Source organism: Micromonospora sp. WMMC264 (assembly GCF_027497275.1).
GTDB lineage: Bacteria > Actinomycetota > Actinomycetes > Mycobacteriales > Micromonosporaceae > Micromonospora > Micromonospora chalcea.
Window position 1 is genome coordinate 793,088 of sequence record NZ_CP114907.1, and the last position, 20,670, is coordinate 813,757.

A 20,670-nucleotide genomic window follows, 5' to 3' on the forward strand; every position below is an offset into this window, starting at 1 on the left:
GGTACGATGAGAGATCGGCTCACTCACCGGGCGGTGGGCCCGTTCGGGGTGGGAGACTTGCCTCATGCCCCTCACCGAGCCGCACGACGACCACTCCTCCGCGGAGGAGCCGGTCCTCGGCGTGCCCGGCGCCGGTGAGGACGCGCCGACCCCGGTCGAGCCCGAGCCCACCCTGCCCGAACCGGTCCGGCAGCGGATCGTGACGCTCACCGCGGCCGTGCTGCCCGGCCTGCCCGCCGACGAGGTGCCGGTGCCGTTGCGGCGGGTCGCCAAGTTCGCCCCGAACCGCCGCGCCCGGCTCGGCGCGCCCGCGATCGCCGCCCAGCTCACCGCCGACCCGCTGTTCCGGCAGCGGGTCACCGCCCGGGTGCTCGCCGACGCCGGCGACCTCGGCACGGCGGTGGTGGAGGGCACCGCCCCGGCCGCGGCCGACCCGGTCGAGGTGGCCGCGCTGGCCTACCTGGCCCGGCCCCGGGGCTGGCGGGAACTGATCGAGGCCAGCGGCGAGGCGGTACGCGCCGAGGCCGACAGCGCTGTGGTGGCCGAACTGGTCCGCGAGGCCGAGCAGCGGGCCGCGCGCGCCGAGCACGACCGGGCGGTGGCCCGGGTCGAGGCGGAGAAGCTGCGCGACGAGCTGGCCCGGGTCCGCGAGGAACTCGGTCAGCTCCGCGAGGAGGCGCGCCAGCTCGCCCGTACCCTGCGGGAGACCCAGGCCCGCGAGCGCAAGGCCACCGAACTGCTCGCCACCGAGCGGGGCCGGGCGGCCCGCGCGGCGGCCGACGCGGACGCCGAGCTGCGCCGCGCCCGGGCCCGGCTGGCCGAGGCGGAGGCCGCCGCCGGCGTGGCCCGGGCCAGCGCCAAGGAGGCCCGGTCGGTCGACGACGCCCGGCTGTGGCTGCTGCTGGAGACGATCGGCCAGGCCGCGGTCGGGCTGCGCCGCGAGCTGGCGCTCGACCCGGTGGACAAGCTTCCGGCCGACTTCGTCGCCGACGCGTTCGCCGAGCAGCCGGGCGCCGCGCAGGCCGGCCCGTCGACGCGGGCCCGCGACACCGACGACCCGGCCCGCCTCGACCAGTTGCTCGCGCTGCCCCGGGCACACCTGGTGGTGGACGGTTACAACGTGACGAAGCGGGGCTTCGGCGAGATGTCGCTGGAGCAGCAGCGCAAACGGCTGATCACCGGGCTGGGCGGGATCGCCGCGCAGACCGGGGACGAGGTCACAGTCGTCTTCGACGGCGCCGAGCGGATCCACGGCCTGCCCCCGGCGCCGCGCGGCGTGCGGGTGCTGTTCTCCCGTAAGGGCGAGACCGCGGACGAGCTGATCCGCCGGCTGGTCCGCGCCGAGCCGGCCGGGCGGCCGGTGGTCGTGGTCTCCTCCGACCGCGAGGTCGCCGACGGGGTACGCCGGCACGGCGCGTACCCGCTGGGCGCCGACTCGCTGCTGCGGCGCCTGGCCCGCTCCTGAGCCTTCTCTCTCCCCCTTGATCGACTCCAGATCGGGGGAGTGGTGGGGTCGGGCGCGTGCTGATCGCGCCACTTCGGCGTACTGGTTCTGGTTCGCGGCGGGTGCTGCCTCGTTGTCCGGTTCTGTCGTACCGGGGCGTTAGCGTTCTGGTGACCGACGGTGGTGGTCCCTTCCCCGAGCGCCACCGGCGACCCGTCAGGAGGCGTTGATGCTGATCGACTGCGACACCTGCGGCAACCGTGGCGCCGGCTGCTCCGGCTGCCTGGTGACCGCACTGCTCGACTCCGACCCGGCCGACCTCGGCCCGGCCGAGCACCGGGCGATCGAGGTGTTCGCGCGGGCCGGGTTCGAGGTCGAGGTGCTACCACCACCCGCGCCCGCCGAGGCGCTGGCGCCGATGCCCCGCCGCCCCGGCCGTCGCCGCCGGGTCGCCTGACGCCGCCCGCCGCCCGCCGCCCGCCGCCCGCTGCCCGCCGCCCGCCGGCTTCCGCCTGCCACTAAAGGAGGGCTGCCCCCGGGGTGCTCAGGGCGGCCGCCGGGATCACCCCGTCCACCGCATGTCGATCGGGCCCGGGCCGCCGTCTGCCGCGTCGGCCCACCCTGGCCTGCGCTGCTCCTCGGTCCCCGAGTCTGGATCCCAGCCACATCTGACGCTCCCTTCTCGTCCCCGCCCCGGCAACGGCCGCCGATCTTGGAGTTGTGGTGCCCAGGATGTCCGAGTAGCCACGTTTGTCAGCCGCCACAACTCCAAGATCGGCGCGCGGGGCGGGCTGGGGCCGCGCGCGGGCAGGGCGGGGCGGGGGCGGGGCCGCGGGGCGGGCACGGTCTCGCTTGCGCGGCCGGGCAATAGGATGAGCGGTCACGGCGGGAGGGGGCGGGATGACGCGGACCGGGCACGACGGCGGGGTGGAGCGGTGACCCCGCGCGCGTGGGCCCTGCTGACCCTGGCCGGCCTGGCGGTGGCGCTGCTCGTGGCGGTGGCGCTTCTGGTGCCGTGGAGCCGGCCGCCCGCGCCCCGCGCCGACCAGCTCGCGGCGCTGCGTGACCTTCCGGCCGAACAGGTGACCCGGGGCCGCGCGTTTCACGGCGCGCTGCGCCCGGCGGCCTGGTCGGCGCTGGCGGTCGGGCTGGTGGTGGCGTTGCTGCTCGGCCTGACCCCGCTGGGCGGGCGCCTGGTCGAACTGGCGGGCCGGCCCTTCGGCGGGCACTGGATCGCGCAGGCGGTGCTCGGCGGGCTGGCCGTCATGTTCCTCGCCGACCTGCTCACCCTGCCGTTCGCGGCCTGGCGGCGCACCGTGCTGGTCCGCTACGGGCTGAGCACCCAGAGCTGGGGCGGCTGGGCGGTCGACCTGCTCAAGTCGTACGCGGTCAGCGCCGTGATCGGCGCGCTGGTGCTGCTCGGCTTCTACACCGTGGTCCGGCTGGCCCCGCGCTGGTGGTGGGCGTTCGGCGCGGCCGGCGCGGCGGCGCTGGTGGTGGTGCTGTCGTTCGTGCTGCCGGTGCTCGTCGAGCCGGTGTTCAACCGGTTCACCCCGATGGAGCCGGGCCCGCTGCGCAGCGAGCTGACCGCGATGGCGGCCCGGGACGGCGTACCGGTGCGCGACGTGCTCGTCGCCGACGCGTCGCGGCGCACCCGGGCGGTGAACGCGTACGTCTCCGGGCTCGGGCCGACGCGGCGGGTGGTGGTCTACGACACGCTGCTGCGCGAGGCGGAGCCGGCCGAGGTGACGAGCGTGGTCGCCCACGAGCTGGGGCACGCCAAGGACCGGGACGTGTGGACCGGCACGCTGCTCGGCGCGCTCGGCGCCGCCGCCGCGGTGGTGGCGCTCTACCTGATCGGCTCCTGGACGCCGCTGCTGCGGCTCGCCGGCGTCGACTCGATCGCCCAGCCGCGGGCGTTCCCGCTGCTGATCGCGCTGGTCACGGTCGCCGGCCTGCTCACCACGCCGGTGCAGGCGCTGGTCTCCCGCCGGATCGAGGCCCGCGCCGACGCCCACGCGCTGGCGCTCACCGGCGACCCGGCGACGTTCGAGGCGATGCAGCGCCGGCTGGCCGGGGTGAACCTGGCCGACCCCGACCCGCCGCGCTGGGAGCACCTCTGGTCGGCGACCCACCCGTCCACCGTGGAGCGGATGGCCGCCGCCCGCGCCTATGCCAGGGAGTCCGGCCGATGAGCCGCACCTTGCTGATCACCAACGACTTCCCACCGCGCCCCGGTGGCATCCAGTCCTTCGTGCACAACCTCGCGGTGCGACAGCAGCCGGGATCGGTGGTGGTCTACGCGTCGAGCTGGCGCGGGGCGGAGAAGTTCGACGCCGACCAGCCGTTCGAGGTGGTGCGGGAACATACCCGGGTGCTGCTGCCCACGCCGCTGATCGCGCGGCGGGCGGCGCGGCTGGCCCGCGCGTACGACTGCGACACGGTCTGGTTCGGCGCGGCGGCCCCGCTGGGGCTGCTCGCGGCGGGCCTGCGGCGGCGGTCCGGGATCCGCCGGGCCGTGGCGCTGACCCACGGACACGAGGTCGGATGGGCGGCGCTGCCCGGCGCCCGCTCGGCCCTGCGCCGCATCGGCCGGGGCGTGGACGTGACCACCTACCTCGGCGAGTACACCCGGACGCGGCTGGCGCGCGTGCTGGACGGGCTGACCGAGCTGCGGCGGCTCGCGCCCGGCGTGGACGTGGACACCTACCACCCGGACGTCGACGGCACGAAGGTCCGCGAACGGCTCGGGCTGGCCGACCGGCCGGTGGTGGTGTGCGTGTCGCGGCTGGTGCCCCGCAAGGGCCAGGACATGCTGATCCGCGCGCTGCCGGAGATCCGCCGCCGGGTGCCCGGTGCCGCGCTGCTGGTGGTCGGCGGCGGACCGTACCGCTCGACGCTGGAGAAGCTGGCCCGGCAGAGCGGGCTGGAACGCGACGTGGTGTTCACCGGTTCGGTGCCGTCGGCCGACCTGCCCGCCCACTACGCGGCCGGTGACGTGTACGCGATGCCCTGCCGCACCCGTAACCGGGGCCTGGACGTGGAGGGCCTCGGGATCGTCTACCTGGAGGCGGGCGCCACCGGGCTGCCGGTGGTGGCCGGCGACTCCGGGGGCGCGCCGGACGCGGTCCGCGACGGCGAGACCGGGTACGTGGTCGGCGGCCGGGACGTGGCCCAGCTCGCCGACCGGGTGGCCACGCTGCTCGCCGACCGGGACCTGGCCCGACAGTTCGGCGCCGCCGGCCGGGCGTGGGTGGAACGGGAGTGGCGCTGGGAGACGCAGGCGCAGCGGATGGCCGCGCTGCTGGCCGGCTGACCACCGCCCCCGACCCGCAAGCGGCTCCGGCACGACGGCCGAGCCGCCTCAGGAGACGGCTTCGACGTGCACGGGCACCCGGCCCAGGTGCGGCGCCGCCGGGCCGGGGCGGCCGAAGTGCCAGCCCTGCCCGGCGTCGCAGCCGATCGCGCGCAGCCGGTCCGCCTGGTCGGCCGTCTCCACGCCCTCGGCGGTGACGGTCAGGTCCAGCGCGTGCGCCAGCGACACGAGCGAGGCGAGGATCCGCTCGTCGGTGCCGCTGTCCGGCGCGCGCAGGCCGGTGACGAACTCACCGGCCACCTTCAGCTCGTCGACCGGCAGGTCCCGCAGGTACGCGAGGTTGCAGTAGCCGGTGCCGAAGTCGTCGATGGCGACCCGGACCCCCAGGTCACCGAGCACCCGCAGCGCCCGCACCGGCTCGACCACGGTGCTCATCATGGTGCTCTCGGTGATCTCCAGTTGCAGCCGGCGCGGCGGCAGGCCGGTGCGGCCGAGCACGCCGCGTACCTCGGGCACCAGGTCGGCCCGGTGCAACTGGCGTACGGCGAGGTTGACGCTGACGAACGGCGCGTCGCCGTCGATCGCCGACCAGGTGCCCGCCTCGCGGCACGCCTCGGCCAGCACCCAGCTGCCGAGCGGGACGATCAGCCCGGTCTCCTCGGCCAGCGGGATGAAGCTGTCCGGCCGCAGCACGCCCAGTTCGGGGTGGCGCCAGCGGACCAGCGCCTCCATGCCGAGGACCCGCCCGTCGCGCAGGGACGTCAGCGGCTGGTAGTCGAGGTAGAACTCGCCCCGGTCCAGGGCGGCGGGGATGGCCGCGGACAGCGCGTACCGGGCCAGGTCGCGGCGGTTGCGGTCGGCGTCGAACAGCGACCAGCGGGCCCCGCCCGCGGCCTTGGCCCAGTGCAGCGTGCTGTCGGCCGCGCGCATCAGCTCCATCGGGGAGGTGCCCGCGACCGGGCGCTCCACGATGCCGATGCTCGCCGAGACGGTCAGCTCGTGGCCGTCGACCAGCGCCGGCTCGCGTACCGCGGCCAGCGCCGCCTCGGCGACCTGCACCGCGTCGTCGGTTCCGGTCGTGCGCTCGATCAGGATCACGAACTCGTCGCCGCCGAGCCGGGCCACCAGATGCTCGCCGAGCGCCTCGTGCAGCCGCTGCGCCACCGCGACCAGCAACGAGTCGCCGACCTGGTGGCCGAGGGAGTCGTTGACGACCTTGAACCGGTCCAGGTCCAGGAAGCAGACGCCGACCCGGTCGGCGCCCCGGTTGATCGCGGCGGCCAGCCGCTCGGTGAACAGCGTGCGGTTGGGCAGGCCGGTGAGCGGGTCGTGGGTGGCCTGGTGCCGGAACCGGGCCTCGCTGTCGCGCAGCGCCCGTTCCGCCTGCGCACGGGCCATCATGGCGGCCCGGCGGATGGACTCCTGCTCGTCGAGCGTGCGGTCGCGCAGCGCGCGGGCGTACCCGGTGGCGACGGTGGCGAGCAGCCGGGCCATCCGGTCCTCGACGTCGTCGACGACCAGGTCGAGGTCGCGGACCAGGCGCAGCTGGATCACCTCGACGGTGCGGCCCAGCCCTTCGGCGGAGGCGATGTGCGCCTGCACCAGCTCCGCGCCGACCTGCTGGCCGATCCGCAGGTCGAACGGCTCGGCACGCAGCGCCTGGGCCAGCCGTTCGGTGAGCCGTTGCAGCATCTCCTCCAGCTGCGACTGGGTCATCGGCAGGTAGCTGGTGCCGGACACCGCCTTGGCCCAGGCCCGGGCGAACACGCCGGGCCTGCTGCGGGCCGCGTCGTCACCCACCGAGCCGCCCGACCCCGCCCATGAACACGGCCCGCTCGGCGTTCTCGGCCTGGTCGGGGGAGTCCGGCCGCCACTGCGGCACCCACACCACACCCGGGTCGACCAGTTCGAAGCCGTCGAACAGCGCGGTCAGTTCGGCCCGGCTGCGGATCCAGAGCTGGCTGTCGGTGCGCCGGTAGACCCGCTCCGCCTCGGCCCGCTCGCCGGTGCCGTCGCGGCCCTCCTCGCTGGCCTGGGAGAGCACCAGGTGGCTGCCGGGCGCCAGTGCTCCGCGCAGCGTCCGCAGGATCTCCTCGGGGCGGTCGCTGTCCGGGATGAAGTGCAGCACCGCCACGATCATCACCGCGACCGGACGGCTGAAGTCCAGCAGCCGGGTGACCTCCGGATGGGTCAGGATCGCCTCCGGGCGGCGCAGGTCCTCCTGGAGCACGGTGGCGTGCTCGTTGCCGGCCAGGATCTCCTGGCTGTGCGCCACCGCCACCGGGTCCACGTCGACGTAGACGACGCGCGACTGCCCGTCGATCCGCTGGGCGATCTCGTGCACGTTGCCGACGGTGGGGATGCCGGAGCCGATGTCGAGGAACTGGCGGACGCCGGCCTGGGCGAGGTACTGCACGGCCCGGCGCAGGAACGCGCGGTTGGCCTGGGCCATCAGTGGCGCCTCCGGCACCGCCTCCACCATCGCGCGGGCGGCCGCCCGGTCGGCGGCGAAGTTGTGCGAGCCGCCGAGGTAGTAGTCGTACATGCGGGCGACGCTGGGGCGTTCGATGTCGATCGTCTCGGGTGCCCAGTCCGGCCGCTGCATGTCCTGCCCCTCGGGTGTCGACGGCGCGCGGTGGTCACCGCCGCGCGGATCACCCGGGTATTCTGCCCCTCCGCCGTCGTGGTGCAAAGACCGTCGTCGCTATGCGTCCGGCCGTTCACCGTACGCGGTCAGCCGCACCCACGACGCCGGAGAGGCCCGCGTCCGCGGTGGACGGGGCCTCTTCCGGCGGTGTGCCTCAGAACTTGGGCGCGTCCGGTGCCTCGAGCAGGCCCAGCCGCAGCGCGGTCATCAGCGCCTGGGCCCGGTTGGCGGCGCCCAGCTTCTCGTAGAGCTTGGAGATGTGGGTCTTGGCGGTCGACTCGCTGACGAACAGCTGCTTGGCGATGCCCGCCACGCTCATGCCGTCGGCGAGCAGCCGCAGCACCTGGCCCTCACGGGGGGACAGCTGCGGGCCGGACGGGGCCAGCCGGCGCTTCATCGCCTCGGCCAGGTCGGCGGCGGTGAACGCGCTGGGGGAGGAGGCGGCGTGCCGGGCGGCGGCGACCACCTCGTCGGCCGGCGCGGTCTTCGGCACGAACGCGCTCGCGCCGGCTTCCAGGGCGCCGAAGAGCTGGTCGTCGCCGGCGTACATGGTCAGCACGACGATGCCCATCGACGCGCTGGACTTGCGCAGGGCGCGGGTGGCCTCCAGGCCGCTGCCGTCGGGCAGGCGAAGGTCCATGATCACCACGTCGGGCTGGAGCGCGCCGGCCTGGCGCACGCCCTCCGCGGCGGTGGCGGCCTCGCCAACGACCTCGAACTGGCGGTCACGCTCGAACGCGTGACGAAGACCCTTACGGATGAGGTCGTGGTCGTCGACTAGGAGAACCTTGGTACGGGTGGCCGGTGTCGGACTGCTGGTCATCCTCGGGTTACTCCCCTTCTGCTGCTGCGGCGCTGCCGCGCACCTTATCGCGCCGGGGCGACGAGCCGAGCACCACGGCCACTGTCGTCCCACTGGGTCGACGTGGCCTGATCTCCAACCGGCCTCGGATACGTTCCGCCCTCTCGGCCATGATCGCAAGGCCATAGTGCCCGTCCGGGCGCTGGTCACCGATGCCGTGACCGTCATCCGACACTTCGATTCGGGTGTACGGGGGATCCACCTCGCACGTGACCCACAGATTCGACGCGCCGGCGTGCTTACGGGCGTTCGTCACCGCCTCCTGCGCGATGCGCAGCAACTCGGCCTCGGTCGCGGCCGGCAGCCGGGCGGTGGACTCGTCGAGTGACAGGTGCACCCGCAGGCCGCCGGAGGCGCCGACGGTGCGGGCGTACTCGGCGATGGCGGCGGCCAGGCCACCGTGCCGGTCCACCTCGCTGCGCAGCTCGAACAGGCTCAGCCGCAGCTCGGTGATCACCCGGGTCACCTCCTGGCGCAGCGTGCGCAGCGAGTCGGCGGTCTCGTCGGCGTCCTCGTGCACGGTGGCCAGGGCGTTGTCGATGCCGTACCCGACCATGACCAGTTCCTGGGCGACCCCGTCGTGGATCTCCCGGGCCAGCCGCTGCCGCTCCTCGTTGGTCGCCAGCGAGCGCACCTCGTCGAAGAGCAGCGCCGCCTCCAGCCGCAGCGCCGCCGGGCCGGTCAGCGCGGTCACCCGGGACACCACCGGCGGCGGGTACGCGGCGGCGGTGTCCGCCTCGATCACCACCAGGCCGACCGTGCGTACGCCGGCCACCAGCGGCACGATCAGCGCGGAGACCTCGCCGGAGTGCCGGGACCGGGCCTGCGACCGGGACGAGACGGTCGGCTGCTGGCTGGCCCAGGCGTCGGCGATGGCCGAGTCGGCGTCGAGCGTGGTCTCCCAGTCGACCCGGTCCGCGCCGATCTGGGCCAGCACCACCAGCCGGCCGCCGCCGCTGGCGGAGAGCACCGCGCCCCGGTCGGTCTTCGCCACCACCCGCAGCTCCTCCAGCAGGTGCTCGGAGATGCCGCCCGGGTCGAGCGTGGCGCCGGGCAGCTGGCGGGCGACGGTACGCAGCTGGGTGAGCAGCCGGGTCGCCTCGGCGTACGGCTGGGGTTTGCCCTCGCCGCGGACCCGCATCACGCGCTGGAGCGTGCCGGCGGTGTAGAGGCCGAGACCGGCCAGGATCAGCCACTGGGCGCAGACCGCCAGGTAGCCGACCTGACCGAGCTGCGCGCCGCCGTCGACCCGGGTGAACGCGGCGCTCGCCACGAGCGTCGCCGCCGCCACCGCGAGCAGCGCGGCGCCCTCGCGGAACCGGCGGCTCAGCGCGGTCACGGTGACCGGCACCGCGAGGTACGGCAGCACCGCCGAGGCGCCAACGCCCCCGGTGACACCGGTGAGGTGGGTGTCGGCGGCGACCTGGCTGGCGGCCAGCCCGAGCACCACCACCTCGGCGAACCTGCTGATCGGGGTGAGCAGCCGGTGCTGTGGGGCGAGCACGGCGGGCAGCCCCGCGACGCCCAGCAGGGCGATCCACCAGAGCTGGGCGGCGTCGCGGGTGGCGAACAGGGTCAGGGCGGCGACCAGCGCGAGGAGGACCGCGCGGGCCGCGACCGCGAGGGGCTGCGTCTGCGGCTGGCCGGATGTGGAGGCGGGCACGTGACGGATCGTAGTCAGCGTTGGTAGATCTCCGCGATCTCCGAGGCGTACGTCTTGTGCACGACCTGCCGCTTGACCTTCAGCGACGGGGTCAGCTCACCGGTGGTCTCGGTGAAGTCCTGCGGCAGGATCCGGAACACCTTGATCGCCTCGGCCTTGGAGACCGCCTGGTTGGCCTGGTCGATCGCGCCCTGCACCTCGGCGCGCAGCGTCGCGTCCTCGCGCAGCTCGGCGATGCTCGTGGTCTCCGGGCGGCCCTGCGCGGCGAGCCACTTCGGCAGCGCCTCCTCGTCGATGGTGACGAGCGCGGCGATGAACGGCTGCCGGTCGCCGACCACCACGCACTGGCTGATCAGCGGGTGCGCCCGGACCTGGTCCTCCAGCACCGCCGGGGCGACGTTCTTGCCGCCGGCGGTCACGATGATCTCCTTCTTGCGGCCGGTGATGCTCAGGTAGCCGTCCTCGTCGAGGTGCCCGAGGTCGCCGGTGCGGAACCAGCCGTCGGCGCTGATCGCCTCGGCGGTGGCCGCCTCGTTGTGCCAGTAGCCCTGGAAGACGATGTCGCCGGCGATGAGGACCTCGCCGTCGTCCTCGATCCGGATGGTGACGCCGGGCAGCGGGCGGCCGACGGTGCCGATCCGGGTGCCGGTGGGCAGGTTCGCGGCGGCGGCCGGGGAGGTCTCGGTCAGGCCGTACCCCTCGCAGATGGTCACCCCGATGCCGCGGAAGAAGTGCCCGAGGCGCGCGCCCAGCGGCGCGCCGCCGGAGATGGCGTCGCGGCACCGGCCGCCCATCGCCGCCCGCAGCTTGCGGTAGACCAGCTTGTCGAAGAGGGCGTGCTGCGCGCGCAGGCCCAGGCCGGGACCGCCGGGCAGCTCCTGCGCCTCGCTCCAGGCGATGGCGACCTTCTCCGCCCGGTCGAAGATCTTGCCCTTCCCCTCGGACTCGGCCTTCTGCCGCGCGCCGTTGTAGACCTTCTCGAAGACCCGGGGTACGGAGAGCACGAACGTCGGCTTGACGTCCTGCAGCTCGGCGACCAGGTTCTTGGTGTCCGCGCAGTGCGCCATGGTGGCCCGGGCGTGCACCACGCCGACCTGGATGAGCCGGGCGAAGGCGTGCGCGAGCGGCAGGAACAGCAGCGTCGAGGCGCCCGGGCGGAACAGGTTCGGCAGCACCGGCACCGCGTTGGCGATGTCGGTGTAGATGTTGCGGTGGGTCAGCACGCAGCCCTTCGGCCGGCCGGTGGTGCCGCTGGTGTAGATGATCGTGGCGACGTCGCCGGCCTTGAGCATGGAGCGGCGCGTCTCGACCTCGGCCGGGTCCACCGCCTCGCCGGCGGTGACCAGGTCGTCCACCGCGCCCAGCTCGATCTGCCAGACCTCGCGCAGCTCGGGCAGCCGGTCCCGGACGCCGGCGACCAGGGTGGCGTGCGCGGTGCTCTCCACCACCACGGCGACGGCGCCGGAGTCGCCGAGGATCCAGGCGGCCTGCTCGGCGCTGGAGGTCTCGTAGATCGGCACGGTGACCGCGCCGGCGGCCCAGATCGCGTAGTCGAACAGGGTCCACTCGTAGCGGGTGCGGCTCATCAGGCCGACCCGGTCGCCGGGGGAGACGCCCGCCGCGATCAGGCCCCGGGCCACCGCGACCACCTCGTCGCGGAACTGCCGGCAGGTCACCTCCTCGCGCGCCGTCCCCGCGCCGGGACGGACGAACTGCACGGTGTCCGGGGCGACCTCGGCGTTTTCCCAGACCGGGTCGGTCAGGTTGGCCGCGTCGCCGACGGTGACGATCGGCGGGACGGAGAACTCGCGCACCTGCACTCCCTCGTGCTCTACCGGCGGGGGCCGGCCTGGTCGGCTCTGTCGAAACCTACCCGCACACCCCGGGGGGTCGGCCAGGGAGGTTGGCCGACCGGCTGGTGGGAGGCCCGTCGGCGGGTGGAGCGGCGCCGGGCGGGACGCGGCCGGGTAGCCTCCCCCCATGGCGGACTCCTCCACCCAGTCGATCATCATCGGCGCGTCACCGGACCGGGTGGCGGCCGTCATCTGCGACTTCCCCAGTTACCCCGAGTGGACCGAGGCGGTACGCGAGGCCGAGGTGATCGAGGAGTACGAGGACGGCTATGCCAGCCAGGTCCGGTTCACCCTCGACGCGGGCGTGCTGGCCGACGAGTACGTGCTGGCCTACGAGTACGCCGAGGACATCTCCCGGATCGAGTGGCGCCTGGTCGCCCCGTCGAAGATGCAGCGGTCCCAGCGCGGGTCGTACGACCTGGTGGGCAACCCGGACGGGACGACCACGGTGACCTACACGCTGGAGGTGGAGCTGTCCGTGGCGATGCTCGGCATGTTCCGCCGCAAGGCCGAGAAAATGATCATGGATACGGCGTTGAAGCAGCTCAAGCGCCGGGTAGAAGCACCCGGTGCGGCGCACTGACCCGACCGTCCCGACCGTCCCGGTAGTCACGCTGGAGGAGCCGAACCATGGGCACCACTGATCCGGGTTCGGCCCGGGAAGAGGCCGAGCGCCTCGTCGCCACCCTGCTCGCCGGCGCGAAGATGGCCGCCGCGGCGCCCGGCTCCGGCGCCTGGGGTCCGCTCGGTGGGATCCTCTCCGGTGTCCTCGGTCACACCCCGCCCGGCGCCGGGCCCGCTCCGGAGACGCTCGCGCCCGCCGGTTTCGCCACCGGCTCGCCGGAATGCTGTGTCTGCCCCGTCTGTCGCGGTATCGCCGCGTTGCGCGACCCGAGTCCGGAATTCGCCGAGCGGCTCGCCACCGGCGCCGGGGACCTGGCGGCCGGCGTGGCGAGCCTGCTGCGCGCGTTCACCCCCGCCGAGCCGGAGCGAACCGCCGACGACGGCACCGCCGCGGCGGACGGATCCGGGGACCACGTGTGGCGCGAGGCGACCCGTACCGGGCATGATTCTCAGCCGGCACCCGAGCAGGACGTGTGGTCCGCCGCCACCCGGGGGGAGGGCGCGGCCGATTCGGGTGCCGCCGCCGACGCCGCCGGGCCGCCGGAGCCGGCGACGAGCCGGCCACCGGCCGGCCGTCCCGTGGTGCCCGCCTCGCGGGCGTCCGGAGAGGTGGGCGCGGACGCACCAGGCGACGGGGCCTGACCACCGGACATCCCGGGACCGTACGGCTGGTTCGGCCGGTCCCCGGGCAGCACAGCAGAGGGGAGTGGCAGCGGTGACGCTGACCATCGGAGTCGACGTCGGTGGCACGAAGGTGGCCGGCGGTGTCGTGGACGACGCCGGCACGGTACTCGTGCAGACGCGACGGGACACCCCCGCCGACGACGTGGCCAAGACCCGCGACGTCATCATCGAGGTGGTCACCGAACTGGCCGCCGGGCACGCCGTCGAGGCGGTCGGCATCGGCGCCGCCGGCTGGATCGACGCCTCCCGCTCCACCGTGCTGTTCGCCCCGAACCTGGCCTGGCGGGACGAGCCGCTGCGCACGTACGTCGGGGACGCCACCGGCCTGCCGGTGATCGTGGAGAACGACGGGAACGTGGCCGCCTGGGCGGAGTTCCGCTACGGCGCGGCCCGCGACGCCGACGACTCGATGGTCATGTTCACCATCGGCACCGGCGTCGGCGGCGGCATCGTGCTCGGCGGCGGCCTGGTCCGCGGCGCCAACGGCATCGCCGCCGAGCTGGGGCACATGCTCACCGTGCCGGACGGCCACCAGTGCGGCTGCGGCCGGCTGGGCTGCATCGAGCAGTACGCCAGCGGCAGCGCCCTGGTCCGCTTCGCCCGCGCCGCCGCCCGGCAGGAGCCGCACCGGGCCACCGCGCTGCTGGAGCTGGCCGACGGCGAGGCCGAGTCGATCACCGGCCCGATGGTGACCGCCGCGGCCAAGGGCGGCGACCCGGTCTCCACCGAGGCGTTCGCCCAGGTCGGCCGCTGGCTCGGCACCAGCCTCGCGGACATGGCGCAGATCCTCGACCCGCAGGTGCTGGTGGTGGGCGGCGGCGTGATCGACGCCGGCGACCTGCTGCTCGGCCCGACCCGCCGGTCGTTCGCCGAGGCGCTGGCCCAGCGCAGCCGCCTGCCCGTCGCCGAGGTACGCCCGGCCGAGCTGGGCAACACCGCAGGTGTGATCGGCGCCGCCGACCTGGCCCGGCGGATCTGACATGACGGACTCGGGTGTGCCGCTGCGGGTGCTGTCGTACAACGTCCACGGCCAGCGGGACGACACCGCCGCGCTGGCCGAGGTGGTCCGGGGCGCGGACCCGGACGTGGTGATCGTCCAGGAGGGACCGCGCCGGTTCCGGTGGCGGCAGAAGTGCGCCGCGCTCGCCGAGTCGTTCGGCATGGTGGTGGCGGCCGGTGGCCTGCCGTCGCTGGGCAACGTGCTGCTGACCAGCCTGCGGGTGCGGGTCACCGACACCAGCTGCCAGCGCTATCCGCTGACGCCGGGGCGGCACATGCGCGGCGCCGCGTACGCGCGCTGCCGGGTCGGCGGCGTCGACGTGCTGCTGGCCGGCTCGCACCTGTCCACCGACCCGGCCGAGCGGCCCGCGCAGGCGGCCGCGTTCAAGCGGGAGCTGGCCGCGTCCACGCTGCCCGTGGTGGCCGGCGCGGACCTCAACGAGGGCCCGGACGGGCCGGCCTGGCGGACGGTCGCCGAGGGGCTCACCGACGCGGCGCTGGCCGCCGACCGGGCCGACCGGCACACGTTCTCCTGCGCCGACCCGCGCCGCCGCATCGACGCGCTGTTCGTCGACCCCCGGATCACAGTGGTCGACTACGACGTGGTGGACACGCCGCTGACCCGTCGCGCCAGCGACCACTTCCCGGTCCTGGTGGACCTGCTGCTGCCCACCGCCTGACGGCCGCGGACCGCCGGCCGTGACGCACGGTCACGGACCCGGCGGCCGGCAGGACAACCGCTTCGCCGCCTTTGCTCTGCCGCCACATGCGCATCAGTTACCCGTCGTGATCGGCGGCCGCTTCCCGGCCGGCCGGCCGAGAGGCGTCAGGCCAGCTCCCGCCGGTGCCGCGTCCGTGGCGGCAGAGCAAAGGGCGCACGAGGTACGCCTCCGGCGCGGCCGGTCCATTCACGCTCGGTGACCGGGTCGGCGGTGACGCTGTGTCAAGCGAGTCGAGCGGGTGGGCGGCGGCGAAATCGGTGGCTGGACAACCGCTGGCATTCTCGGCAGGATTTCGCGGTGTCCTCCTCCACCGACCCCGGCCACCCCGATCCGGACTCCACGGTCGCATCGAGCCGTGCCGAACGCCCGGTCTCCGACCGGGGTGACACGGTCTGCGTCATCGGCGCCGGCGCCAGCGGCCTGACCGCCGTCAAGAACCTCCGCGAGGCCGGCTTCGGCGTGGACTGCTACGAGCGGGAGACAGGCGTCGGCGGCGCCTGGAACTGGCGGCACGACCGCAGCCCGGTGTACGCCAGCACGCACCTGATCTCGTCCCGGCCGTTCACCCAGTTCCCCGACTTCCCGATGCCGGACGACTGGCCGGACTACCCGCACCACAGCCAGCTGCTGTCCTACTTCGAGCGGTACGCCGACCACTTCGACCTGCGCCAGCACGTCTGGTTCGGCACCGAGGTGGTCCGGGTCGAGCCGGTCGAGGGGGACCGGTGGGACGTGACCACGCGCAGCACCGGCGGCTACGGCCCCGAACGCACCTCCCGGTACGCCGCCGTGGTGCTCGCCAACGGGCACAACTGGTCGCCGAAGCTGCCCCGCTACGAAGGGCTGGAGCAGTTCCGGGGCGAGGTCATGCACGCCTCGTCCTACAAGGACCCGGCGCAGCTGCGCGGCAAGCGGGTGCTGGTGGTGGGCGCCGGCAACACCGGCTGCGACATCGCGGTCGAGGCGGCCCAGCAGGCGTCGCACTGCTGGCACTCCACCCGGCGCGGCTACTGGTACGCCCCGAAGTACGTCCTCGGCCGCCCGGCCGACCAGGTGAACGACACGCTGTTGGCGCTGCGGGTGCCGCTGCGGGTACGGCAGTGGCTCTACCACTGGACGCTGCGGCTGACCGTCGGCGACCTGACCCGGTTCGGCATGCCCAAGCCCGACCACCGCGTCTACGAGACGCACCCGATCGCCAACAGCCAGCTCGTCTACTACGTCGGGCACGGCGAGGTCACGCCGGTGCCCGACGTGGCCCGGTTCGACGACCGTGCGGTCGAGCTGACCGACGGCCGGCGCATCGACCCCGAGCTGGTCGTCTTCGCCACCGGCTACCTGCCGCGCTTCGAGTTCCTCAAGGGACAGGTGCTCGGCGACGAGGACGGGTCCGGGCGGCCCCGGCTGTGGCTCAACGCGTTCACCGCCGGGCATCCCACGCTCGCCGTGGTCGGCCTGGTGCAGCCGGACTCCGGCATCTTCCCCATCTCGCACTGGCAGAGCGTGCTGTTCGCCCGGCTGCTCACGCTGCGCGCCACCCGGCCGGAGCGGGCCGCCGCGTTCGAACGCAAGGTCCGCGCGGGCCTCGGCGAGCGGTACTCGGCCAAGGTCAAGGACAGCACCCGGCACTGGTTCGAGGTCGGGCACGCCGACTACCTGCGTGCGCTCCAGCGGGCGCTGCACGAGCTGGAGGGTGTCAAATGACGGTTGAGCGTGTGCGGGTCGTCCGGTCCTGGGAGTGGGCCCGGCCGGAGCGGCCCGCCCGCCGGGAGGTTCTCGCCGCCGTACCCGAGCGGGAGGAGGCGAAGCCGCCGCTGCTGTTCGTGCCCGGCTTCGGCCACGGCGCGTGGGCGTTCGCCGAGCACTGGCTGGGGCACGCCGCCGGTCGCGGCTTCCCGGCGTACGCGCTGAGCCTGCGCGGGCACGGCGGCAGCGAGCCGGCGCCGGAGGCGACGCTGCGCTCGTACACCCATGACGTGACGCAGGTGGCGGCGAGCCTGCCGCGGCAGGCGGTGCTGGTGGGGCACGGCGCCGGCGCCCGGGTCGTGGCGCACGCGCTGGCCCGCTACCCGGCGCGGGCCGCGGTGCTGGTGGCGCCGGTGCTCGGCGGCTGGGCGACGTTCGGCACGGCGTTGCGGCGCAATCCGGCCGGGACCCTGCCGGCGGTCTTCGGCGCCGGGCTGCGGCTGCACCGGCGGCAGCTGTTCAGCCGGGAGCTGCCCGACGCCGACGCCCGGCGGCACCTGGCCCGGCTGGGCCGGGCCGGGCGGCGGGCGCAGTGGCAGCTGCTGACCGGCCGGGGGCCGGAGCCGGCGGTGGGCCGGCCACCGGTGTTGGTGCTGGGCAGCCCGGACGACCGGGTCGTGCCGGCGTCCGCGCTGATCCGGGCCGCCCAGCGGTACGCCTCCGCGCCGCTGCTCTTCCCCGGCATGGGGCACGACCTGATGCTCGACGCCCGCTGGCGGGAGCCGATCGACGCGATCCTGGACTGGCTGGACAAGGACCCGGCGTCCGCGGCGGGGTGAGCGCCGGGGCGCCGGCTCAGCGGGTTGCGGCGCGGCGGCCGGCGAGCGACCCGCTCTCCTCCAGCGCGCTCAGGTAGGACGCCGCCCAGGCGTGGATGTCGTTGCGCGCCAGATGGTCGCGCATCGCGCGCATCCGCGCCGACACGTCCTCCGGGCCGGCCCGCAGCGCGGCCAGCAGCCCCTGCTTGAGGCCGTCGAGGTCGTGCGGGTTGACCAGGTACGCCTGCTCCAGCTCGGAGGCGGCGCCGGCGAACTCGCTGAGCAGCAGCGCGCCGGTGCCGTCGACCCGGGCCGCCACGTACTCCTTCGCGACCAGGTTCATCCCGTCGCGCAGCGGCGTCACCGCCATCACGTCCGCGACGCGGTAGAGCGCGACCAGCTCGGCCCGGTCGAACGGCTGGGAGAGGTAGTGGATCGCCGGCTCGCCGACCCGGCCGAACTCGCCGTTGATCCGCCCGACCTGGTGCTCGACCCGGTCCCGCAGGATCTGGTACTGCGCCACCCGGTCGCGGCTGGGCACCGCCACCTGCACCAGCACGGTGTCGCGGACCTTGATGTCGCCGCTGGCGAGCAGCTCGCGGTACGCCTTGAGCCGCTGCTCGATGCCCTTCGTGTAGTCCATCCGGTCGACGCTGAGGATCACCTGCTCCGGCTGGCCCAGGTCCTGCCGCAGCCGGCGGGCCCGCTCGGCGACCTCCGGGCGGGCCGCGAGCGCGGACATCTCGGCGGTGTCGATGGCGACCGGGAAGGCGCCGATGCGCACCACCCGGCCGTCGACGCCGATCCGCCGGTCGGTGGCGGGCAGGCCGAGCACCTTGGTGGCGAGCTGGGCGAAGTTGTGCGCGGCCTGGGCCCGCTGGAAGCCGATCAGGTCGGCGCCGAGCATGCCGCGCAGCAGCTCGGCGCGGCGCGGCAACTGCATGAACAGCTCCGGCGGCGGGAACGGCACGTGCAGGAAGAAGCCGATCCGCAGGTCCGGCCGCAGGTCGCGGAGCAGGCCGGGCACCAGCTGGAGGTGGTAGTCCTGCACCCAGACCAGGCCGCCGGGCTCGGCCGTCTCGGCCGCGGCCTCGGCGAAGCGCTGGTTGACCCGCTGGTACGCCTCCCACCACCGGCGGTGGTACTCCGGCTGCTCGACGGCGTCGTGGTAGAGCGGCCAGAGGGTGGCGTTGGCGAAGCCCTCGTAGTGGTCGCGGAAGTCCTCGGCGCTCAACGGGACGGTGTGCATCCGGACGCCGTCCACGTCCGGCAGCGCGGGGGCGGGACCGGTGCCGCCGGCCCAGCCGACCCAGGTGGCGGGCGTCTGCCGCAGCAGCGGGTGCAGGGCGCTCACCAGGCCGCCGGGGCTGCGGCGCCACTCGAAGGCGCCGTCGGGCGCCACACTGTCGTCGATGGGGAGGCGGTTGGCCACCACCACCAGGGGGCTCTGTCGCATCGGGCATTCCGCTCAGCAGGGGACCGGCGACCCGGAAGAGACGCAAGCCGGACAGCCGGTGCGGGACGTGACGTTCAGCCTATTCCTACTGACTGTAAGTTACACGCTTGTTACGTCCCGGCCCAGGGGCGAGCGGCGTCCCGCCATCCGGGCAGAGCCGGACGGCGCGACCTCAGACGACCGCGCCGTCGTCCGGGTCGTGGTCGTTCCGGTCGCCGGGGCGCAGCCGCCAGATCAGCATCACGAAACCGGCCAGGATGCCGGAGAAGCCGAGCAGCGTCACCACCGACGGGTCGACCAGCGACACCACGGTGGGGGACAGGAACAGCAGGAAGCCGAGCACGATGCAGGCCACGCCGAGCACCGCGTACTTGGAGAAGCGGGGCAGCGGCGGCGGCGGGGGCGGGGTGTAGTGCTCCTCGTCCGACGCCTCGTCGGGCAGGTTGGCGCCGAACGTGTCCAGGCCGTCCAGCAGCGAGGGCTCGTCGTGCCGGTCCCGGCTGAGCGAGACGCCGGAGATGTCGGCCGCGTACGGCAGCCGGCGCACGTCGGTGGCGGTCGGCCCGGCCGGCTCCTCGGGGCGGCTGCCGGCGGCGGCGCCCGGCGGGGGTGGGTCGTCCACGTCCTCGGCCGCGGGCCAGGGGTGGCTGCCGGCGCTCGGCGCGGTGTGGAACCCGGCGACGATCTTCGCCCACTCGGCCTCGATGTCCGGCTCGTCGGCGCGCGGCTGCTCGCCGCCGCCCTCGTCGGCGAGCTGGGTGAGGTAGTCCCGGGCGGTGGTCAGGTGCGACCTGTCGACGTAGAGCCGGTCGACCGGGCGGGCCGGGACGGTGGTGGTGCGGGTCACCGGGTTCAGGTCGGCCGAGGGCTGGAGGTAGGCCGCGATGCCACCGGCGGCGAGCACGTCGAGCAGGTGCTCGCCGACGCGTGGATCGACGTCGCCCGCGACCGCGTACTCGGCCGCGTCGAGCCCGTTGTCCCGCCGTCCCCGACGGGGCCCGCCCCCTGACACCGGACACCCCCTTCGCCGATCCCTGCCCGTGCCCTGAATCGTGACACGTCGGCACCCGGTTCCGGGAGTGCGTTGTGGCGTGCCGCTCGTCGTTCGTACCCTCTTCCCGGACTCCTCCGGGCGCCGACGGCGCCTCCGGGGCCACGCGGCGACCCGCCCGCCGCCACCGACACGGGAAGGACGCCGGTGCTGTACTGGCTGCTGAAGTACATCATCCTCGGCCCGCTGCTGAGGCTGATCTTCCGCCCGCAGGTCGAGGGACTGGAGCACGTGCCGGACACCGGGCCGGTGATCCTCGCCAGCAACCACCTCTCCTTCTCGGATTCGATCTTCACTCCGTTGATCGTCAAGCGAAAAGTCACATTCATCGCCAAAGCCGAATACTTCACGGGTAGGGGCCTCAAGGGCTGGCTCACCAAGATGTTCTTCGTCGGCTCCGGCACCATCCCGGTCGACCGCTCCGGCGGCCGGGCCGCCCGTGCCGCCCTCGACACCCAGCTGTCGGTGCTGCGGGCCGGCGGCATCGCCGGCATCTACCCGGAGGGCACCCGGTCGCCGGACGGCCGGCTCTACCGGGGCAAGACCGGGGTGGCGCGGCTGGCGTTGGAGAGCGGCGCCCCGGTGGTCCCGATGGCCATGCTCAACTCCGACGCCATCCAGCCGACCGGCCAGATCATCCCCAACCTGGGCCGGGTGCGGATCCGGTTCGGGCCGCCGCTGGACTTCTCCCGCTACGCCGGGATGGCCGGTGACCGGTTCGTCGAACGGGCCGTCACCGACGAGATCATGTACGAGCTGATGGAGCTGTCCGGCCGCGAGTACGTCGACACGTACGCGCAGAAGGCCAAGGGCGCCGGGGCGCGCCAGCCGGTACCGGCCTGACC

Annotated in this window: 18 protein-coding genes; 11 read left to right on the plus strand and 7 right to left on the minus strand. The window is 74.5% G+C overall.

Annotation, left to right across the window (positions count from 1 at the left end):
* Positions 1 to 64: 64 nt before the first annotated feature.
* The 4 genes from O7542_RS03775 to O7542_RS03790 all read left to right on the plus strand — a co-directional run bounded on the left by O7542_RS03775 (position 65) and on the right by O7542_RS03790 (position 4,760).
* Entirely contained in the window at positions 65 to 1,465 is a 1,401-nt protein-coding gene (locus O7542_RS03775; RefSeq protein WP_281605710.1) for an NYN domain-containing protein, read from the plus strand.
* A gap of 208 nt (positions 1,466 to 1,673) precedes the next feature.
* Positions 1,674 to 1,901, plus strand: a complete 228-nt coding sequence (locus O7542_RS03780; protein ID WP_043329386.1) for a hypothetical protein — start codon at positions 1,674 to 1,676, stop codon at positions 1,899 to 1,901.
* A 478-nt stretch (positions 1,902 to 2,379) separates the two neighbouring features.
* The gene (locus O7542_RS03785) at positions 2,380 to 3,639 is read left to right on the plus strand and encodes a M48 family metallopeptidase (RefSeq protein WP_069088999.1); all 1,260 of its coding nucleotides are present in this window, start codon (positions 2,380 to 2,382) and stop codon (positions 3,637 to 3,639) included.
* Positions 3,636 to 4,760 carry a glycosyltransferase family 4 protein gene (locus O7542_RS03790; RefSeq protein ID WP_281605711.1) on the plus strand — a complete coding sequence of 375 codons (1,125 nt, stop codon included), beginning with the start codon at positions 3,636 to 3,638 and terminating at the stop codon, positions 4,758 to 4,760. Before O7542_RS03785 ends, O7542_RS03790 begins: the two co-directional genes overlap by 4 nt.
* 48 nt (positions 4,761 to 4,808) lie before the next feature.
* Here the strand turns inward: O7542_RS03790 and O7542_RS03795 are convergent, their stop codons facing one another.
* The 5 genes from O7542_RS03795 to O7542_RS03815 form a co-directional block, all read right to left on the minus strand.
* The gene (locus tag O7542_RS03795; protein ID WP_222949271.1) at positions 4,809 to 6,476 is read right to left on the minus strand and encodes a bifunctional diguanylate cyclase/phosphodiesterase; all 1,668 of its coding nucleotides are present in this window, start codon (positions 6,474 to 6,476) and stop codon (positions 4,809 to 4,811) included.
* 76 nt (positions 6,477 to 6,552) lie between these two features.
* Positions 6,553 to 7,365, minus strand: a complete 813-nt coding sequence (locus O7542_RS03800; protein ID WP_043329389.1) for an SAM-dependent methyltransferase — start codon at positions 7,363 to 7,365, stop codon at positions 6,553 to 6,555.
* Between the two features lie 196 nt (positions 7,366 to 7,561).
* Complete coding sequence (locus O7542_RS03805; protein WP_013287678.1) at positions 7,562 to 8,230, minus strand: response regulator transcription factor; 669 nt, start codon at positions 8,228 to 8,230, stop codon at positions 7,562 to 7,564.
* A 7-nt stretch (positions 8,231 to 8,237) separates the two neighbouring features.
* Positions 8,238 to 9,932 (minus strand): GAF domain-containing sensor histidine kinase, encoded by a 1,695-nt coding sequence (locus O7542_RS03810; protein WP_043329391.1) that lies wholly within the window; start codon positions 9,930 to 9,932, stop codon positions 8,238 to 8,240.
* Positions 9,933 to 9,946: 14 nt separating this feature from the next.
* On the minus strand, positions 9,947 to 11,746 hold the full coding sequence (locus O7542_RS03815) for a long-chain fatty acid--CoA ligase (RefSeq protein ID WP_064446408.1): 1,800 nt from the start codon (positions 11,744 to 11,746) through the stop codon (positions 9,947 to 9,949).
* A gap of 166 nt (positions 11,747 to 11,912) precedes the next feature.
* Here O7542_RS03815 and O7542_RS03820 point away from each other — a divergent pair, with 166 nt between their 5' ends.
* The 6 genes from O7542_RS03820 to O7542_RS03845 all read left to right on the plus strand — a co-directional run bounded on the left by O7542_RS03820 (position 11,913) and on the right by O7542_RS03845 (position 17,339).
* Positions 11,913 to 12,368 carry an SRPBCC family protein gene (locus O7542_RS03820; protein WP_043329393.1) on the plus strand — a complete coding sequence of 152 codons (456 nt, stop codon included), beginning with the start codon at positions 11,913 to 11,915 and terminating at the stop codon, positions 12,366 to 12,368.
* Positions 12,369 to 12,415: 47 nt separating this feature from the next.
* Positions 12,416 to 13,051, plus strand: coding sequence for a hypothetical protein (locus tag O7542_RS03825; RefSeq protein WP_281605712.1), 636 nt, complete (start codon positions 12,416 to 12,418; stop codon positions 13,049 to 13,051).
* Positions 13,052 to 13,124: 73 nt separating this feature from the next.
* On the plus strand, positions 13,125 to 14,072 hold the full coding sequence (locus tag O7542_RS03830) for an ROK family glucokinase (protein WP_030500161.1): 948 nt from the start codon (positions 13,125 to 13,127) through the stop codon (positions 14,070 to 14,072).
* A gap of 1 nt (position 14,073) precedes the next feature.
* A complete protein-coding gene (locus O7542_RS03835) occupies positions 14,074 to 14,772 on the plus strand; it encodes an endonuclease/exonuclease/phosphatase family protein (RefSeq protein ID WP_064445187.1) in 699 nt (232 codons plus the stop codon).
* A 339-nt stretch (positions 14,773 to 15,111) separates the two neighbouring features.
* Positions 15,112 to 16,518 carry an NAD(P)-binding domain-containing protein gene (locus O7542_RS03840; protein WP_281605713.1) on the plus strand — a complete coding sequence of 469 codons (1,407 nt, stop codon included), beginning with the start codon at positions 15,112 to 15,114 and terminating at the stop codon, positions 16,516 to 16,518.
* Positions 16,515 to 17,339, plus strand: coding sequence for an alpha/beta fold hydrolase (locus O7542_RS03845; RefSeq protein ID WP_069089002.1), 825 nt, complete (start codon positions 16,515 to 16,517; stop codon positions 17,337 to 17,339). The genes O7542_RS03840 and O7542_RS03845 overlap by 4 nt, the downstream gene beginning before the upstream one ends.
* Positions 17,340 to 17,355: 16 nt before the next feature.
* Here O7542_RS03845 and O7542_RS03850 read toward each other — a convergent pair whose 3' ends face one another.
* Positions 17,356 to 18,774: a trehalose-6-phosphate synthase gene (locus O7542_RS03850; RefSeq protein WP_043329406.1), complete on the minus strand. Its 1,419-nt coding sequence runs from the start codon at positions 18,772 to 18,774 to the stop codon at positions 17,356 to 17,358.
* A gap of 172 nt (positions 18,775 to 18,946) precedes the next feature.
* Positions 18,947 to 19,786 carry a DUF308 domain-containing protein gene (locus O7542_RS03855; protein ID WP_281605714.1) on the minus strand — a complete coding sequence of 280 codons (840 nt, stop codon included), beginning with the start codon at positions 19,784 to 19,786 and terminating at the stop codon, positions 18,947 to 18,949.
* Positions 19,787 to 19,972: 186 nt separating this feature from the next.
* Here O7542_RS03855 and O7542_RS03860 point away from each other — a divergent pair, with 186 nt between their 5' ends.
* Positions 19,973 to 20,668: a lysophospholipid acyltransferase family protein gene (locus O7542_RS03860; RefSeq protein WP_043329411.1), complete on the plus strand. Its 696-nt coding sequence runs from the start codon at positions 19,973 to 19,975 to the stop codon at positions 20,666 to 20,668.
* Positions 20,669 to 20,670: the final 2 nt, after the last annotated feature.

What these genes read in the sequence shown, in the direction of transcription:
- O7542_RS03850 (WP_043329406.1), bottom strand. Translation starts at nt 18,774, where the DNA reads ATGCGACAGAGCCCCCTGGTGGTGGTGGCCAACCGCCTCCCCATCGAC.
- O7542_RS03795 (WP_222949271.1), bottom strand. Translation starts at nt 6,476, where the DNA reads ATGACCCAGTCGCAGCTGGAGGAGATGCTGCAACGGCTCACCGAACGG.
- O7542_RS03780 (WP_043329386.1), top strand. Translation starts at nt 1,674, where the DNA reads ATGCTGATCGACTGCGACACCTGCGGCAACCGTGGCGCCGGCTGCTCC.
- O7542_RS03790 (WP_281605711.1), top strand. Translation starts at nt 3,636, where the DNA reads ATGAGCCGCACCTTGCTGATCACCAACGACTTCCCACCGCGCCCCGGT.
- O7542_RS03845 (WP_069089002.1), top strand. Translation starts at nt 16,515, where the DNA reads ATGACGGTTGAGCGTGTGCGGGTCGTCCGGTCCTGGGAGTGGGCCCGG.
- O7542_RS03775 (WP_281605710.1), top strand. Translation starts at nt 65, where the DNA reads ATGCCCCTCACCGAGCCGCACGACGACCACTCCTCCGCGGAGGAGCCG.
- O7542_RS03825 (WP_281605712.1), top strand. Translation starts at nt 12,416, where the DNA reads ATGGGCACCACTGATCCGGGTTCGGCCCGGGAAGAGGCCGAGCGCCTC.
- O7542_RS03820 (WP_043329393.1), top strand. Translation starts at nt 11,913, where the DNA reads ATGGCGGACTCCTCCACCCAGTCGATCATCATCGGCGCGTCACCGGAC.
- O7542_RS03805 (WP_013287678.1), bottom strand. Translation starts at nt 8,230, where the DNA reads ATGACCAGCAGTCCGACACCGGCCACCCGTACCAAGGTTCTCCTAGTC.
- O7542_RS03835 (WP_064445187.1), top strand. Translation starts at nt 14,074, where the DNA reads ATGACGGACTCGGGTGTGCCGCTGCGGGTGCTGTCGTACAACGTCCAC.
- O7542_RS03800 (WP_043329389.1), bottom strand. Translation starts at nt 7,365, where the DNA reads ATGCAGCGGCCGGACTGGGCACCCGAGACGATCGACATCGAACGCCCC.